General features: G+C 55.1%; 13 protein-coding genes, 1 other RNA gene and 2 pseudogenes. 6 read left to right on the forward strand and 10 right to left on the reverse strand.

The window, feature by feature from the left end:
* Positions 1 to 719, reverse strand: a pseudogene (locus tag JJB97_RS16350) (IS3 family transposase); the annotation flags it as partial.
* Between the two features lie 65 nt (positions 720 to 784).
* Between JJB97_RS16350 and JJB97_RS16355 the strand changes: the two are divergent.
* Positions 785 to 904, forward strand: a pseudogene (locus tag JJB97_RS16355) (IS630 family transposase); the annotation flags it as partial.
* Between the two features lie 2 nt (positions 905 to 906).
* On the opposite strand, the gene JJB97_RS16360 reads toward JJB97_RS16355, so the two are convergent.
* Both JJB97_RS16360 and ffs read right to left on the reverse strand, forming a co-directional pair.
* Positions 907 to 2,526 (reverse strand): ISL3 family transposase, encoded by a 1,620-nt coding sequence (locus tag JJB97_RS16360; RefSeq protein WP_238715137.1) that lies wholly within the window; start codon positions 2,524 to 2,526, stop codon positions 907 to 909.
* 653 nt (positions 2,527 to 3,179) lie between these two features.
* An RNA gene (gene ffs / locus JJB97_RS16365) (signal recognition particle sRNA small type) lies at positions 3,180 to 3,276 on the reverse strand.
* 176 nt (positions 3,277 to 3,452) lie between these two features.
* On the opposite strand from ffs, the gene JJB97_RS16370 reads away from it, so the two are divergent.
* Positions 3,453 to 3,764 carry an MGMT family protein gene (locus JJB97_RS16370; protein ID WP_238715138.1) on the forward strand — a complete coding sequence of 104 codons (312 nt, stop codon included), beginning with the start codon at positions 3,453 to 3,455 and terminating at the stop codon, positions 3,762 to 3,764.
* 260 nt (positions 3,765 to 4,024) lie between these two features.
* Here JJB97_RS16370 and JJB97_RS16375 read toward each other — a convergent pair whose 3' ends face one another.
* On the reverse strand, positions 4,025 to 4,600 hold the full coding sequence (locus tag JJB97_RS16375) for a YbaY family lipoprotein (RefSeq protein WP_238715139.1): 576 nt from the start codon (positions 4,598 to 4,600) through the stop codon (positions 4,025 to 4,027).
* Positions 4,601 to 4,785: 185 nt separating this feature from the next.
* On the opposite strand from JJB97_RS16375, the gene tesB reads away from it, so the two are divergent.
* Complete coding sequence (gene tesB, locus JJB97_RS16380; protein ID WP_238715140.1) at positions 4,786 to 5,652, forward strand: acyl-CoA thioesterase II; 867 nt, start codon at positions 4,786 to 4,788, stop codon at positions 5,650 to 5,652.
* 293 nt (positions 5,653 to 5,945) lie between these two features.
* On the opposite strand, the gene amtB is transcribed toward tesB, so the two are convergent.
* The 5 genes from amtB to JJB97_RS16405 all read right to left on the reverse strand — a co-directional run bounded on the left by amtB (position 5,946) and on the right by JJB97_RS16405 (position 11,892).
* Complete coding sequence (gene amtB, locus JJB97_RS16385; protein ID WP_238715141.1) at positions 5,946 to 7,232, reverse strand: ammonium transporter AmtB; 1,287 nt, start codon at positions 7,230 to 7,232, stop codon at positions 5,946 to 5,948.
* Positions 7,233 to 7,259: 27 nt separating this feature from the next.
* Complete coding sequence (gene glnK, locus JJB97_RS16390; RefSeq protein WP_238715142.1) at positions 7,260 to 7,598, reverse strand: P-II family nitrogen regulator; 339 nt, start codon at positions 7,596 to 7,598, stop codon at positions 7,260 to 7,262.
* A 221-nt stretch (positions 7,599 to 7,819) separates the two neighbouring features.
* A complete protein-coding gene (locus JJB97_RS16395; protein WP_238715143.1) occupies positions 7,820 to 9,598 on the reverse strand; it encodes a SmdB family multidrug efflux ABC transporter permease/ATP-binding protein in 1,779 nt (592 codons plus the stop codon).
* A complete protein-coding gene (locus JJB97_RS16400) occupies positions 9,591 to 11,363 on the reverse strand; it encodes a SmdA family multidrug ABC transporter permease/ATP-binding protein (protein WP_238715144.1) in 1,773 nt (590 codons plus the stop codon). Before JJB97_RS16400 ends, JJB97_RS16395 begins: the two co-directional genes overlap by 8 nt.
* 52 nt (positions 11,364 to 11,415) lie before the next feature.
* Positions 11,416 to 11,892 (reverse strand): Lrp/AsnC family transcriptional regulator, encoded by a 477-nt coding sequence (locus JJB97_RS16405; RefSeq protein WP_238715149.1) that lies wholly within the window; start codon positions 11,890 to 11,892, stop codon positions 11,416 to 11,418.
* A gap of 114 nt (positions 11,893 to 12,006) precedes the next feature.
* On the opposite strand from JJB97_RS16405, the gene JJB97_RS16410 reads away from it, so the two are divergent.
* Entirely contained in the window at positions 12,007 to 13,053 is a 1,047-nt protein-coding gene (locus JJB97_RS16410; RefSeq protein ID WP_238715145.1) for a PLP-dependent cysteine synthase family protein, read from the forward strand.
* Positions 13,054 to 13,093: 40 nt separating this feature from the next.
* Here JJB97_RS16410 and cof read toward each other — a convergent pair whose 3' ends face one another.
* Positions 13,094 to 13,912, reverse strand: coding sequence for an HMP-PP phosphatase (cof, locus tag JJB97_RS16415; RefSeq protein ID WP_238715146.1), 819 nt, complete (start codon positions 13,910 to 13,912; stop codon positions 13,094 to 13,096).
* 102 nt (positions 13,913 to 14,014) lie between these two features.
* Here cof and JJB97_RS16420 point away from each other — a divergent pair, with 102 nt between their 5' ends.
* Positions 14,015 to 15,712 carry an SgrR family transcriptional regulator gene (locus JJB97_RS16420; protein WP_238715147.1) on the forward strand — a complete coding sequence of 566 codons (1,698 nt, stop codon included), beginning with the start codon at positions 14,015 to 14,017 and terminating at the stop codon, positions 15,710 to 15,712.
* Positions 15,713 to 15,776: 64 nt separating this feature from the next.
* The gene (gene queC, locus JJB97_RS16425; protein ID WP_238715148.1) at positions 15,777 to 16,472 is read left to right on the forward strand and encodes a 7-cyano-7-deazaguanine synthase QueC; all 696 of its coding nucleotides are present in this window, start codon (positions 15,777 to 15,779) and stop codon (positions 16,470 to 16,472) included.
* Positions 16,473 to 16,856 lie beyond the last annotated feature (384 nt).

Below are 16,856 nucleotides of genomic sequence, written 5' to 3' on the forward strand. Positions count from 1 at the left end.
ATTTGAGCATCCATGCCCGCCCTGAACTCCGGGCACACTGTAGGTGATGTCCGTTACCCAACGCTCATCCGGAGCATCCGGATTGAACTGTCGCTGGAGCCTGTCAGGCGACACGATACTGGCCTCGCCTTTACGTGCTCGCGGACTCCGGTATCCGACCTGAGCCTTTATCCCGACACGCTTCATTAGTCGCCAGACTCTGTTGACTCCGCACTGTTGCCCGCTGTCCCGCAGATCCAGATGGATCTTGCGATAACCATAAACGCATCCCGATTCCAGCCAGAACTGTTTAATCTGTCCTGTCAGTCTCAGGTCTGCCTGATGGCGTTGTGAATGCGGCTGCTGAAGCCAGGCGTAAAAGCCACTGGGATGAACATCCAGCACCCGGCAGAGCAGACGAACAGGCCAGCAACGGGTGTTGTCGCGGATAAAGGCGTACCTCAGTCGGACAGCTTTGCGAAGTACGCCGCGGCTTTTTTTAATATATCCCGTTCGTCGGTAACCCGCTTCAGCTCTTTCTGGAGACGGCGGATCTCAGCCTGAGCATCTGACTGTTCTTTATTAGTGGAAGAATCCGGACCGTACTTCTTTATCCAGGCGTAAAGGCTGTGGGTGGTGATATCAAGACGTGTTGCAACGCTGGAAACAGAATAACCACGCTCAACAACCTGTTTGACTGCTTCAGTTTTAAACTCTTCGGGATAACGCTTACCGCTCATGGGCACCTCACTTTAAGTCATCTTAAATGACTCCGGGGTGTCTGTTAAACCCGTGGCGATTCAAAGACACGATAACGCGCAATCATCAGTGCCGAACAATGTGGCAACTGTTGAAAAAGGTTCGCCATTTTATGGAAACTGTCACTAACGGTGCAAAAGTGGGTCTTCCGCAAGTTAGGTGGTGATTTCATGCCAGAGGACTCATCACCCTTCGCCTTAGTAGTTCGAACCCGGCCCGACCATACATCTGGCGTTTCAGCATCTTCAGCCGGTTTACATGCCCCTCGACAACGCCATTACTCCAGCGACTGCTGATGGCCTCACATATAGCCGCAGCATCAGCCTCCATCCCAGCCACTACGCGCCGAAGTTCTGCTGAACCGTTTTCGTTGACACGAGTGAACCAACTGCTTAACTGTGATTTATTTTTGGTTTTCAGGATACGGTAGAACTCGAGTGCCAGTTGCTGGGCTATTTTCAGTTCCGGTTCTTTTTCACACATCAGACTAATAAATCGGGAAGCATAATTTTCTTCACCCCTGATTATTCTCCAGGGCATCAACCAGCGGCTTACTCGGGACGCTGAAGGAAGTCTGGCGGCGGTAGTAACCGGCGGGATCCAGCCTTTACGCCATCGGGCAACGGCATCCCTGACGATGGTTTCACTGCCTGTAAACCCCTTCGCCACCATTTCCCGCCATATCCGGCTGGCATTATAATTACCACTTTCTCGTTGTTCTTCTAACCATGCCCTCCATGGATCCAGAAGTCCTCGTTTTGGGGACCGGGTCGACATTTCAGGGAATGTTCCTGACTGTACCCAGCGGCTGACTGTCACACGCGATAAGCCGGTGATACGGGATATTTCCCTGAACCCACATCCCCTGTTATGCAGGGCCATAACCTCCGTCCAGCGCTGATGCCGTTTTTGGCGGGTTTGCTGTTTAAGTCGTTCCGGACGACGGAGCGATGGCGCAGACACAACTGGTTCTGGCTCAGGTGATTTCTTTGGTGACAACTCACTGGCAACAAGGCGTATCAGAGGCATATGTCTGTACATCATTCGTTCGAGTGCATCGCCAATATTTTTTAGCAGGTGCCATCGATCGGCCACCTGTCTGGCCTGGGGAGCGCCTTCCCTGGCGGCCATGGAGTATATGCCTCCACGATCGCGCGATACCACCTGTATTTCCGGGTATTTCCTGAACCAGACAGCCAGTGCGCGTTGATCGCGTCCAGGCAGAAGAACCAGGGGACGATGAGTATCAAGATTGACTATCAACGTGCCGTAACGATGGCCCCGATGCCAGGCCCACTCATCGATCCCTATATGCTGGCTACCGGGTGGCTTTGTTTCAGGAGCTCTTACCACCCTTCGAAGCAGGGTATCAGCGCTGGTCTGGAGTCCCCCCGCTGTTGCCGCCCGTCGTCCCGCTTCTCCACCGGCAATCAGCCCGAGTTGATACTGTAATTTTTGTAGTGACTGCGAAGCCTGCTGTCGTGCTCCAGCAAAAGGAGCAAGGGATTCGGCAAAGATTTTGCGCGAACAGGATGGGGTTCTGCAGTACCAGTGTCGAATAGCAAATACCAGCCAGAGCGTCTGTCCTGCACATGGCAGATGTTGTAACCGGCGCCGACGCCTACTGTGAACAAAACTGCTGCGCTTCATGCATTCAGGACAGTTAGCCGTTTTGCGGGTCGACTGCAAATGGATTGTCAATCCATCAGGGCCAGTATTTTGTCGGAGCGGTTGCCACCCGCAAGGCAGTTGTAAAAGCGTCTTAAGTGAAGGCATAACGTTATCCATAACTTAAAACAGCTTAGATCTTTGTTAACTAAAAAGTTTCATGGATTTTCTTCCACCTAACTTGCGGAAGACCCACTTTTTACCCGTCGTTGACAGAAACCGTCAGCCCATTCCCCGAAGGTAAACATGGGTTGGTAAAAGTGTAGCGGTATTAGGCGCAGCTATTTAGCCCGCTAATGAATTCAGCAGCTCTGCTACGCTTAAACACCTGATCAGTGAAGCTAAAGTACTTATCAATACAGCGTTTGATAGAAGAAACTTCCCTTTCACAAACTTCACGGCTTTTAAACTCAACGTACTGTTCAGCATGTAGTTTTAGCTCGCTAAGCGACAAGTCTGAATGGGGGGATTGGATCAAATCGATTGTAGTTGTCGAAGTTTCAGTAATCAGCCAAGGGCGATCTGCGAAACGTAAGGAACGCTTCGTCGCTTCAGTCTTTGAACGAGTACCTAACGAACGACGAAACTCACGGCGTTTACCACAGGGTAAAACGTTAACTTTACGGTAATACCAGATCCCATGACGGGAGAGCATAAGGGACATAGTGCAGCCTACTGGTGATACACAATTTTTGTACCACTAAGGCTTAGGGGGAGAGGTTTCAGTACTTTAGCGTACAACTATCAAGTACTTACCCTGAAATGGGTGGGGGCCCTGCCAGCTACATCCCGGCACACACGTCGCCTGCTGCGGCTGCTTCCTTCCGGACCTGACCGAGTTCACAAGTTAGTGTTGCGGGAGAACCAACAGAGCCCCCATTGAGAGCCTGTAAAATATATCGCTTTACAGGCGCAGGCGGCATTATCCTCGCAGCTTTGCGTAAATGCAAGATAGCATCGCCTGCCTGCCGGTTTCTTGCACAGCGCTAAGCTTCACAAAAGCGCCGCCGCTGTTTATCCTGAAGCGCGAAGACACAGGAGTCCGTATGGAGCACGACAATTCGTTTGCAGTGCGGGTCTGGCAGATTGTTGCCGCTATTCCCGAAGGCTATGTAACCACCTACGGCGAAGTCGCTCAGCTTGCCGGTTCCCCTCGCGCCGCCCGTCAGGTCGGCGGCGTACTCAAACGCCTGCCGGAAGGCAGCACGCTGCCGTGGCATCGGGTAGTTAACCGCCACGGCACTATTTCACTCACCGGCCCGGATTTACAGCGCCAGCGTCAGGCGCTGCTGGCCGAAGGAATACAGGTATCGGGAAAAGGTTTAATCGATATGCAACGCTACCGCTGGCGTTATTAACATAGCGGCCCCGCTTACCTTAACCCGGCGCAAACCTCTTCGCACATTCGGAAAGGATCTGTTACGCGGTACTATTCTGATTCACATCCCGTGCTTCACGCTCACCCGTGGCCATAATAAACTGTCTACTTTTTAACCTTATCAAAACAACCGGTTACGTTTACTGTCTTCCCGCCTGTATCCGCTATGCGCGCCAAAATTTTTTCATAAAAAAGCCGGTCAGTAACTTTACCAACCGGCATTGCGGTTTGAAAAACCAATCAGTAAACGGTGGGCGCGGGAACCGCTGAAGATGGCGTAATCTGCGTCGCGGAGGTCGGCGGCACCGTTGTGGCCGCCCCGCTCCCTGCCTGCACCGGCAGCGCGGTTTGGTTTACCGGAACCAACGTCAGATCGACCCTGTTTCCTCCACCGTTAAGCACCGGCTGGATCGTATCGGTAATAAAGATAAGCTTTTTATCTACCGTAATAGCCGCGCTTAGCAGAGTACGGGCATTGGGTTTAATATCAGTCGGATTAAACGGCAACACAAAGCTAAACGGGGCCTGTTTACCGTTGGTGCGAACCGCTTTTTGCGCCAGCACTTTCGATGGCGCATCAGCCAGCGACGCATCAGAGAGCGTCACGGTCAGCACGGCATTAGGCGGGATCGCCACACGCTGGCGAATCCATATGGAGCCGGAGATATTCGGCTGGCGCAGCGTATCGGGTGATAACGCGCCCGACACGGCCATATTCGGATTCGCCGCAGGCGTTGGAATATCCGCGCTTTTATCCGCACAGCCTGCAAGAACCAGGGCCACGGTTAAACCACTTAACAAGTGCACAAGCTTCATTGACTTCTCCTTTACTATCAATGCATCGAAAAAACGGCTATTAAGGCCGTTTATCCTGAAAGTGTGGCACAAAATCCTGATCCTTGCCTGGCAACGAGCCGGCAACCCGTTATTACGGCCAACCGTGGCGGCTTAAAAACGCGTATACTTATAAATCTGCGGTATCGGTTAAGGAAAAGAAAAACATGAGTCAGGCGCTAACTAAACTACTGACATTGCTCAAACTGGAAAAAATCGAAGAAGGGCTATTTCGCGGCCAGAGCGAAGACCTTGGCCTGCACCGGGTTTTCGGCGGCCAGGTCGTCGGCCAGGCGCTTTCAGCGGCCAAAGAAACGGTGCCGGAGGCCCGCCTGGTTCACTCTTTTCACAGCTATTTTCTGCGTGCGGGCGATATTGATAAGCCCATTGTGTACGACGTGGAAGTGCTGCGCGACGGTAACAGCTTTAGCGCGCGCCGCGTTGCCGCTATTCAGAACGGCAAACCGATTTTTTATATGACAGCATCATTCCAGGCGCCGGAAAACGGATTTGAACACCAAAAACCCATGCCGGACGCGCCTGAACCCGAAACGCTACGCTCGGAAACCGATATCGCCCGTTCGCTTGAGCACCTGCTGCCGCCTTTTGCCAGAGAAAAATTTCTGTGTGAAAAGGCGCTGGAAATCCGCCCGGCGGAGTTTCATAACCCGCTGAAGGGCCATATTGATAAGCCACGCCGCCAGGTATGGCTACGCGCTAATGGCCAGGTTGCAGATGATATCCGCGTGCATCAGTATTTGCTGGGCTATGCCTCCGATTTTAACTTCCTGCCGGTTTCGCTCCAGCCGCACGGCGTCGGCTTTCTGGAAAAAAACATGCAGGTTGCCACCATCGACCACTCAATGTGGTTCCATCGCCCGTTTGATATCAACGACTGGCTGCTTTACGACGTGGAAAGTACCTCTGCTTCCAGCGCGCGCGGATTTGTACGCGGCGAATTCTACAACCGTAAAGGCGAACTGGTGGCCTCTGCCGTACAGGAAGGCGTTATTCGCGCGCACGGCGGGAAGTAAACGCGCGGCATAAATAAAAAAACCGAACGGCCAAAAGGCGTTCGGTGAGACTGCTGACAAACCCCATCCTGTCGCAGACAGGATGGATGAGACACAATAAAAAATAAGGAAAATCAAACCATTGATTTTCGCCTGCTTACCACAAAGAAGGAAAAACCCCCTTTTTTCCTTCTCTGTCAACAATCTGACCGAACGGCCAAAAGGCGTTCGGTTTTTTATTTCGNTTTTTTCCTTCTCTGTCAACAATCTGACCGAACGGCCAAAAGGCGTTCGGTTTTTTATTTCGGCGGCGCTCAGCCGTTATACGCATTCTCGCCGTGGCTGTTAACGTCCAGCCCTTCACGTTCCTGCTCTTCCGACACGCGCAGGCCAACAACAATATCCGCCGCTTTATAGCCGATAAACGCCGCCACACCAGACCACACAAGCGTAATGGCAATGCTCTCAAGCTGCGCCGCTAGCTGTTTACCCACGCTAACGCCTTCGGCAAGCCCCACGCCGCCCAACGATGCCGAGGCAAATACGCCCGTCAGGATACAGCCGACAATCCCGCATACGCCATGTATGCCGAAAACATCACACGGATCGTCCACGCGCAGCCAGCGCTTGAGCACGGTTACGCCCCACAGGCCGGCGAGGCCGCAAACGATGCCGATAATCAGCGCGCCGCCCACGCCCACAAAACCACATGCAGGCGTAATACCGACCAGCCCGGAAATCGTACCAGAGCAGGCCCCCAGCAGCGACGGCTTACCGCGCACACCCCATTCGCCACCAACCCAACTCAGGATTGCGCCCGCCGTTGCGACAACGGTATTCACAAACGCCAGGCCCGCAATATCGCTGGCAGCCCCCGCAGAGCCTGCGTTAAAACCGAACCAGCCAGCATAGAGAATCGCTGTGCCAGTAAACACCATCGGCAGGTTATGCGGCCTGAATGCCTCTTTACCATAGCCTACTCGTTTCCCAATGAGATAAGCGCCGACCAGCCCCGCGACGGCAGCATTAATGTGTACTACCGTCCCGCCTGCGAAGTCCAGCGCGCCACGGCTCCCGAGCAGGCCGCCGCCCCATACCATGTGAGCGACGGGAATGTAGGAGAACGTTAGCCATATCACGACAAAAATCAGCACTGCCGGGAAACGGATACGCTCCGCAAGCGCCCCCACAATCAGAGCGACGGTAATACAGGCAAACGCCCCCTGGTACGCCACATGAATATACTGATAAATACTGCCCATCGTAGCCGTGATACTGATGCCCTTAAGCATCGCCCAGTCCAGATTGCCGAAAAAGGGATTACCTGCGCCAAACGTTAGAGAGTAACCATAACCCACCCACAACACGCAGACTAATGCGAACGTCACGGTAATTTGCGTAAATATCGACAGCACATTTTTAGCACGCAACAGACCGCCATAAAATAGCGCAAGCCCGGGGATCGTCATAAACAACACCAGCGCAGCGCAGATCATCATAAACGCATTATCGGCCTTATCAGCAACCGCCGGTGCTGCAGAAGTCAATCCAGGCAACAGCGCCAGCACGCCGGTTACGCATAGCGAGGGTAATTTTTTCATTTGTTTTGTTCTCCTCATTAAGGCCCGTTACAGCGCCGCTTCGCCAGCTTCACCAGTGCGAATTCGAATGACGCGCTGTAGGTCAGCAACAAAAATTTTGCCGTCGCCAATCTTCCCGGTACAGGCCGCTTTGCGGATACCCTTAATCACCTCATCAAGCTGGTCATCAGCAACCGCAATATCGATTTTTACCTTTGGTAGAAAATTAACGCTGTATTCAGCGCCGCGGTACAGCTCCGCCAGGCCTTTCTGACGCCCGAAGCCCTTCACCTCGGTTACAGTCAATCTCTGGATGCCAACAGAAGAGAGCGCTTCGCGCGCATCTTCCAGTTTGAATGGTTTAATGATTACGGTAACCAGCTTCATATATCCCTCACAGAATTCGCTAAAACAGCCAGGATGAGCAGAATTAAGCAAGGGATATGCCAGAAGAGTAAAAGGCCCGCAGCATGCTGTGCTGCGGGCCTTTCACTATGAGAAGAAAACAGAGCAGGCGTGCTCCATAGCGCTAAAAACGCACCATAATGGCGCGCCAGCATTATCTGCGGCCCCGTTTCGTATAGCGATGAACAGATATCGCCAGCGCCTTAATTCAAGCTTACGGCTTCGCCTGCGGTCGTTGCCAGTTCCTCGCCTGCCAACTGTAGCTGATACATTTGCCAGTAACGCCCACGCGCTGCCAGCAGGGCGTCGTGCGTGCCTTGCTCCACCGCATGGCCGCGATGCAGCACCAGAATGGTATCCGCTTCCACAATAGTTGACAGGCGATGGGCTATCACGACCAGCGTCGTATGCTGGCGCACAGCCGCCAGCGCCTGCTGAATCGCCTGCTCGGTGCCGGAATCAATATTTGCAGTGGCTTCATCAAGGATTAAAATCTGCGGCGCATCGACCAGCACGCGGGCTAACGCCAGTAGCTGCTTCTGCCCAACGGAGAGGTTATTGCCCTGTTCGCCAAGGCGGGTGTGAATACCGTCGCTCATACCGCGCGCCAGGCTCGCCAGTTGCACCGTTTCCAGCGCCTGCCACACCTGCGCTTCATCTATCTCGCGCCCAAGGCTAACGTTGGCATAAAAGCTGTCGGCCAGCACTACCGGATCCTGCTGCACCATTGCAATACCCTGGCGCAGCACACCGTGGCTCAGGCTCTGCAACGGCCGCCCGTCAAGGCGGATTTCGCCTTTGCTGAGAGGGTAATAGCCCATTAGCAGGTTAGCGAGCGTACTTTTACCGCTGCCGGTATGGCCCACCAGCGCCACAAAACCGCGCGACGGCACGTGCAGGTTGATATCCTGCAACACCAGCCGATCGTCACGGTAGGCGAACGACAGGCCATTAATATCAATTTTACCGCTCATAAGCCGCTGCGCGTCTTCACCATAGCGCTGACGCGGTTTATCCATCAACTCAAATACGCGTTCGCCCGCCACCACCGCCTGCTGTAGCATGGACTGCTGCGTGGTCAGTTCAATTAGCGGCTCGTTAAGGCGACCCAGGTAGCTGATAAATGCATACAATACCCCAACCTCGATAGTGCCCGCCGGGCTAAAGCCGAACAGAAGAAGTAAACCGCAAAGTATAACCGCCGAAAACAGGCTTAACAGCGGGCGCAGCAGGAAACCATCAAGGCGCAGCGTCTGCATCCGCGCATGGTAATGTTGGCGGCTGGCCTGCGCCATTTTCTCGCCAAAGCGCGCCTGCTGGCGAAACTGTTGAATCACGCCCATGCCGTTAATCACTTCATTAAAACCGTCATTGATGTCCGCCAGGTAGCCGCGCATACGGCGCACAATCGGCGTGCTGTAACGTTGATAAACAAACATCACGATCAGCACTGCCGGAAAAATAACCAACGCCACCAGCGCCATACGCCAGCTAAGGCTGAACATCGCCACCAGCATCGCGCCAATCAGCGCAGCGCTGCGCAGCACCGTCGCCACGACGGTCACGTACAGATCGCGAATGACTTCGGTATCGTTTGTCACACGCGAGATCAATTGTCCTACCGGCTGAGTGTCAAAAGCGTTCAGAGGCTGTCGCAGCGCAGCGTCCATAACGTCTGTGCGCAATTGCTGCACCACGCCGATAGCGGCACGGTTGAACAACAGCGCCTGAAAGTAATGCAGCGCGGCCGCCAGCAACTGAAGAAGAAGATAAGCCCCGGCCAGGCCCGCTGAGAGCGAAAGCGATACGTGCTGCTGCGCCAGCGCATTATCAATAAAATAGCTAATCAGCGCCGGACAACTCACTTCCGCCGCCGCCGCAATCCACAGCATCGCCATCGCCATACCCAGCGGACGCCGCCAGGGTAAGCCATATGCCAGAAGGCGCTTAAGCGTTGGCCAGAGCTGGGCGAAATTACGCATGACCGGTGACCTCCTGCGGCTCCTGCTCGTCATCGAGCGCAGCTTCTAACTGCTGATAGCGATACATATCGCGATACCAGCCGGGCTGAGCCGCCAGCGTCTCATGCTGACCGCGCTGCGCCACGTGGCCATGCTGAAGCACGAGAATATCGCTGGCGCCAGTGAGGGCCGACAGGCGATGAGCGCTGATGATAACCGTGCGGTCATTCCCCCACTGACGCAGGTTTTGCAAAATATTGTGCTCAGTGCGTCCATCCACGGCGGAAAGCGCATCGTCGAGGATGAGGATTTCCGCATCGAGCAACAGCGCCCGCGCAATGGAAATACGCTGCTTCTGGCCGCCAGACAGCATCACGCCACGTTCGCCCACCTGGGTATCATATCCCTGCGGCAGGCGCAGGATATCGTCATGCACGCAGGCAAGTTTTGCCGCAGCCTCAATTTGCGCCGGCGTCGCCTCCGGCTTACCCAGCGCAATGTTGTGCGCTACGGTATCGGAGAATAAAAACGGCGTCTGATTAACCACAGCAAGCCGCGCGCGCCAGTCATTAAGCCGCAGCGTTGGCAACGGTATATCGTGGTAGCGGATTTCGCCGTCAGTGACGTCAAAATGCCGCTGAATAAGCCCCACAAGGGTACTTTTCCCCGCGCCGGTTGGGCCGCAAAGCCCAAGCATTTGACCAGGCGCCAACCTAAACGTCACGCTGCACAACGTAGGGCTCTCCGTTTGCGGATAACTGAAGCAGTGAATATCCGCCTCCAGCACGCCGCGCCCGGCAGGTAACGGGCAGGCGCCGTCAGTGATATCGGGCGCCTGCGCAAGCAATGCGCGAATACGCCCATAGGCGGCGCTACCGCGTTCGACAATATTGAACATCCACGCCAGCGCCAGCATAGGCCAGATCATAAGACCAAGATACATCATAAAGCTCGTTAGCTGGCCGAGCGTCAGCGCGCCATGCATAACCATCCAGCTACCGCCGCCGATAGCCAGCAAATTTGCAATACCGATAGCGATAAAAATAGTCGGGTCGAAGCGGGCATCAATACGCGCTACGCGAAAGTTTTTTACCCCGGTATCACGGGCCTCATCGGCAAACTGCGCCGACTGCCGCTCCTCCAGGCCAAAGGATTTGATCATCCGGATGCTGGTGAGGCTCTCCTGCGCGCGATCGTTAAGCGACGAGAACGCCGCCTGCGCGATTCTGAAGCGATCGTGGAGCCGATCGCCATAGCGTTTAATAAACAACGCCATTACCGGCATCGGCAGCAGCGCTATTAGCGTCAACTGCCAGCTAATCTGGGTGCTCATCACAATCAATACCGCGCACCCCATCGCCAGCGAATCCACAAGCGTCAGCACCCCCTCACCGGCGGCAAATACCACGCGATCCACGTCATTAGTGGCGCGCGCCAGTAAATCGCCGGTGCGGTGGCGCAGATAAAACGCCGGATTCTGGCGACTGAGCTTGCGATAAAAATCGCCGCGCAGCTCTACCGCCAACTGATAGGAAGCGCCGAACAACAGCACGCGCCAGACATAGCGCAGCAGGTAGACTGCGATAGCAATAACAAACATAACGCCAGTCCAGAGGAGAATCTGGCGAGTGCCGAAACCATCGCGGGTCACGCCATCCACAATAACGCCCACAAGCTTTGGCGGGATCAATTGCAGACCGGCAATAATCAATAGCAGACTCACCGCGCCGAGGTAGCGACGCCACTCGCGGGTGAAATACCAACTTAACTGAGCAAATAATCGCACAAGTAAAAATCCTAAGACGCCGGAATGACCCGACAGAAACCCTATAACAACGTTAGTTACCGGGGCGTGTTTCCACCAGCGGCAAAGCAGTGGTGTATTTTATTTGCTCCATAGCAAAACTTGACGTGACATCGCTTAGCCCCGATACGCTATTGACCAGCCGCTTGTAAAAATCATCATAGCGCTTCATATCAGCCACCTGTACCCGCATCAGATAGTCGTATTCCCCGGCCATGCGCCAGAAACCGAGGATCTCCGGCATCTGCGCGACCACATCGACAAAATGGCTGTACCAGCTACTACTGTGCTGCTGGGTTTTTATCAGCACGAAGGCTGTCAGCCCCACGCCAAGCTTTTCCGAATCCAGCAGCGCCACGCGCCCGACGATAACGCCCTCGTCCTCCAGTCTTTTCAGACGCTTCCAGCAGGGCGTGGTCGTCAGATTTACGGCCTCCGCCAGTTCCTGCAAAGAGAGAGAACAGTCCTTTTGCAATAAATCGAGCAGCTTACGATCGATTTTATCCAGCACTTGCGCCCCCCAGGAGAAAATTTTTCTCTTATGTTGCTGTTCAGGAGATGAAATAGCAATCTCTTTTTCCGGCTTGTCCCGTAAACTGGGCACAATTGAATAAATGAGGCCTCCATGAACAGTAACTGGACAACACGCGCCATTAATGAAATTAACGCCGACTATCAGCGTTCCGCTGATACCCATCTGATTCGCCTGGCATTGCCAACATTTCCGGGGATCCCGGTTTATCTGAAAGATGAAAGCACCCACCCTACCGGTAGCCTGAAGCATCGGCTGGCGCGTTCGCTATTTTTGTACGGTTTATGCAACGGCTGGATTCAGGAAGGCACCACGATTATCGAAGCATCGTCTGGCTCCACGGCGGTTTCCGAAGCCTATTTCGCTCGCCTGCTGGGTCTGCCGTTTATTGCGGTAATGCCTGCGCGTACCGCGCAGCGTAAAATTGAACAGATTACGTTTTATGGCGGACGCTGCCATTTTGTTGACAACCCGTGCGAAATCTACGCCGCGTCTGAAGCGCTGGCCCGCGAACTGAACGGCCATTATATGGATCAGTTCACCTTTGCCGAGCGCGCTACCGACTGGCGCGGCAACAATAATATTGCTGAAAGCATTTTTCAACAGATGGCCAGCGAGCCTTTTGCGATACCAACACATATCGTAATGAGCGCCGGTACCGGTGGCACTTCCGCAACCATTGGTCGCTGGCTGCGTCTGAAAGGGCACGCTACGCGCCTGACGGTGGTTGATCCGGAAAACTCAGTCTTTCTCGACTACTGGCGCAGCGGCGACGCCGGGCTGACCGGCACGGTCGGCAGCCGCATTGAAGGCATTGGCCGCCCCCGCGTTGAGCCGTCTTTCATGCCAGGCGTGATTGACGATATGCTGCGCGTACCGGACGCCGCCAGCGTGGCGACGCTGCAATGGCTTGAGCGCGTGCTGGGCCGCCGGGCTGGGGCGTCCACCGGCGCCAATATGTGGGGCGTACTGCAACTGGCGGCAAAAATGCGTGAAGAAGGCCGCCAGGGCGCCATCGTCACGCTGCTGTGCGACAGTGGGGAACGTTATCTCGATACGTATTACAACCCTGTATGGGTAAAGGAAAACATTGGCGATACGCGTCTCTTCAGCGACCAAATCAGCATGATTACAGGATAAAAAAACCGGGCAGAATGCCCGGCTGGCCGTAAGCGCCGCATTATTCGGGGGAACAGGAAAGATGCGGCGTATCGAGCCAATACGTCAAATAATGTGACACAGCCTGTCGGCTGCAGTGCCCGATAACCGGCAAATGAGGAAGAGAATCAATAAGTTGTTGCATGGCGTTGCCCATAATCAGCCCATGCCCGACCGCGCCCAGCATCTCTCGGTCGTTCATCGCATCGCCAAACGCCATACACTCAGCCAGCGGTACGTTGAGATGCGCGCAGAGCGCCGCCAGCGCCGAACCTTTGTTGCAGCCAGGCGGTAGCACCTCCAGACAGTGCTGAGCGGAAAAACACAGGTGCGCACGTTCACCCAGCGCTTCATTAAGCTGCACACGCAGCGCCGCCAGTTCCTCATGGTCGCCGCAAAAACAAATCTTAGAGACATCCAATACCGACAGCCGCTTCGGATCCGCCAGCGTGTAGCGAAAACCGCTGTACGCATGCGCATCCAGCATATGGGGCACGTCATACTCCGTCAGCCAGCCGCTGTCATTAAAAACATGCATACTGGCACAGGTGTTCCAGTGGCTATGCAGTACGATTCGCGCGACGTCCGGCGCCAAATCGTGACGCCACAGCACCTCTCCCTGCGCGTTATGCACCCGGGTACCGTTACCGGTAATCAGAAAAGCGTCAACAAGCAAATCCCCCACCAGGTTCGGGATCTCCAGCCAGTGACGGCCCGTAGCGAAGGTCAACGTAATGTTGCGCTCACGCAGGCGTCGCAGCGTACTGCAGGTTTCCTCCCCTAACCGGTGGTCGGGCATCAGCAGTGTGCCATCTAAATCAAACGCCGCCAGTCGCGCCATAATCACCTCTTTCTGTTCACGTAAGTGCTATGCCAGGTAGTATTACCTGGCATATACGGAACGAATAGTGAATACTTTCTCAAAAATTGTTCCGGTTTTTTTATGCGCCAGCTTAACCGACTTAACCAGTTTCAACGCCTGTGGCAGCCTTCCGGCGGCGCGCCGCAGCGCGTAACCGTCGCTGAACTTGCCGGGCGATGCTTTTGCAGCGAACGCCATATCCGCACGCTACTAAACCAGCTTGAGGCGTCAGGCTGGCTGACGTGGCGCGCTCAGCCCGGGCGCGGCAAACGCGGAGAACTGACCTTTCTTGTTAGCCCGCAGAGCGTACGCGCCGCCCTGCTGGAGCAGGAGCTGGATCGCGGGCAGCATCAGAACGCGCTGGAACTGGCGCAACTGGCCCCTGAACAACTGCGCCAGGTATTACAACCACTGCTTGGCGGCCGCTGGCAAAATGATATCCCAACGTTACGTATTCCTTACTATCGCTCGCTGGAGCCGCTAAAGCCTGGTTTCCTGCAAGGCAGAGCTGAGCAACATCTGGCAAGCCAGGTATTTGCCGGACTAACGCGATTCGAGGACGACTGCGCTGAGCCAATGCCCGATATGGCGCACCACTGGGATATCTCTGCGAACGGCTGTATCTGGCGATTTTACCTACGCCCAACGCTGCGCTGGCACAGCGGCGAGCCGGTGAGCTCAGCGCAGCTTCTGCAAAGCTTTCAACGCCTGATGCGCCTCCCCGGCCTGAACCGGTTATTCGCCAGCGTGCGCGATATCAGCACGCCGCACGCCTGGTGTATACAATTTGCGCTGCATCAACCTGACTACTGGCTGGCGTGGCGGCTGGCAAGCTATTGTAGCCGGTTGGCCCATCCCGACGACGAGACGCTCGGCTGCGGCCCGTTTCGCATTGCAAAATTTGGGCATGCGCTGGTGCGGCTGGAAAATCACGACGGCTACCATCTGCAACACCCGCTGCTGCGCGCCATTGAATACTGGATTACGCCGCAGCTATTTGACGCCGCACTCGGCACCAGTTGTCATCATCCCGTGCAGGTAACCATCGGCCATGAAGCGCAGCTTTCTTCGCTGCGCCCGGTCAGCAACAGCATCAGTCCCGGTTTCTGCTATCTGGCAATTAATCAACAGGGTCGCCTGTCTCCCCGTCAGGCACGCTGGCTGATGGCGCTGATTCACAACAGCGATATGATTGAGACATTACCGCTGAACGAATCGCTGATCATACCAGGTAATGCCATCCTGCCGGGCTGGGAGCCATATGAAATACGGGAATGTGAGCCGGTCGCCCTGCCGCCAACGCTGCGCCTGGACTACCATTTGCCGGTAGAATTACACGCAATGGCCCGGCAACTGCAACAACGCCTGGCCGCGCTCGGTTGCAGGCTGGAGGTAGTATTCCATAATGCAAAAAGCTGGAACGATAATTCTGCACCCGCCGACGCGGACATTGTGATGGGGGACAGGCTCATTGGCGAAGCGGCGGAATCCATACTAGAGCAATGGCTGCGATGCGATCCGCTATGGCCGTTACTTATGAGCGGCGCTCGCTACGCTCAGTTGCAATCCACGCTTGACGTCGTGCAGCAAAAACCCGATGCGCAGCTACGCCATGACGCGCTACGCGCCGTTTTTCAACAGCTAATGGAAGAGGCTGTCGTGACGCCGCTGTTTCGATATCATTATCAAATAAGCGCCCCGCCTGGCGTAAATGGCATTCACCTGAACGCACGCGGTTGGTTTGATTTCAGCCGCGTATGGCTGCCGCCGCCGACGTGAAACGCTGGTTTCGTGGCGCGCGCAGCGCTACCATGGCGCTCGGCAAAATCAACAAAGGTGAATTATGAAACGCGCAGTCGTCGTCTTTAGCGGCGGACAGGATTCCACAACCTGCCTGATTCAGGCGCTGGCGCAGTATGATGAAGTCCACTGCGTCACCTTCGATTATGGGCAGCGCCATCGCGCAGAAATTGATGTAGCCCGCGAGCTGGCGCATCAGCTTGGCGCACGCGCGCACAAAGTGCTGGACGTAACGCTACTCAACGAACTGGCCGTCAGCAGTCTGACGCGCGACAATATCCCGGTACCGGTTTACGATGCCAGCGACCGCGGCGTACCTAATACGTTCGTGCCGGGCCGCAATATATTGTTTCTGACGCTGGCGGCGATTTACGCCTACCAGGTGCAGGCCGAAACGGTGATAACCGGCGTATGCGAAACCGATTTTTCCGGTTACCCCGACTGCCGCAATGAGTTTGTTAAAGCGCTCAATCATGCAGTAGCGCTGGGCATGGCGCGCGATGTGCGCTTTGAGACGCCGTTGATGTGGCTTAATAAAGCTGAAACCTGGGCGCTTGCCGATTACTGGGGCAAAATGCGCCTGGTACGCCAGAAAACGCTAAGCTGTTATAACGGCATTCGCGGCGACGGTTGTACGGAATGCGCAGCCTGCCGCCTGCGCGCTAACGGGCTTCACGCTTACGAGGCAGACCGTCCGGGCATCATGGCGCAGATGAAGCAAAAAACCGGACTTAACTGATTAATTCCGCCGCACCAGCATGTGGAACGGCGCATGCCGCTCCACTTTTTCATTTCGAGGAAATACACAGCCATAGCAGGCGTGATGCCGGTCAGTCAGGCATGTCTGTAATTAGTAATGGCGGTTAATGCAAAACACCGCGCCATGTTGAGGCCCGCACGAGGCCTCTTTTTTTGTTTATCGTCAGCAATCTTGTGCGCTTTTAATATGTACGGCTTATGGTGTAGGGGGAATATCCGCTGAAATCAACGAACCGCAGGCGAAAACAGGAACAGAGCGCCCGAAATGACAGGCTGAGGCGAAACGAGGCAGGAGATCGAGCCGGGCGCAGGCTGATGGCCGCAGCAGCAAAACAGCAAAACAGCAAAACAGCAAAACAGCAAA

Origin of the sequence: Tenebrionibacter intestinalis (assembly GCF_016632365.1) — a bacterium.
Classification (GTDB): domain Bacteria; phylum Pseudomonadota; class Gammaproteobacteria; order Enterobacterales; family Enterobacteriaceae; genus Tenebrionibacter; species Tenebrionibacter intestinalis.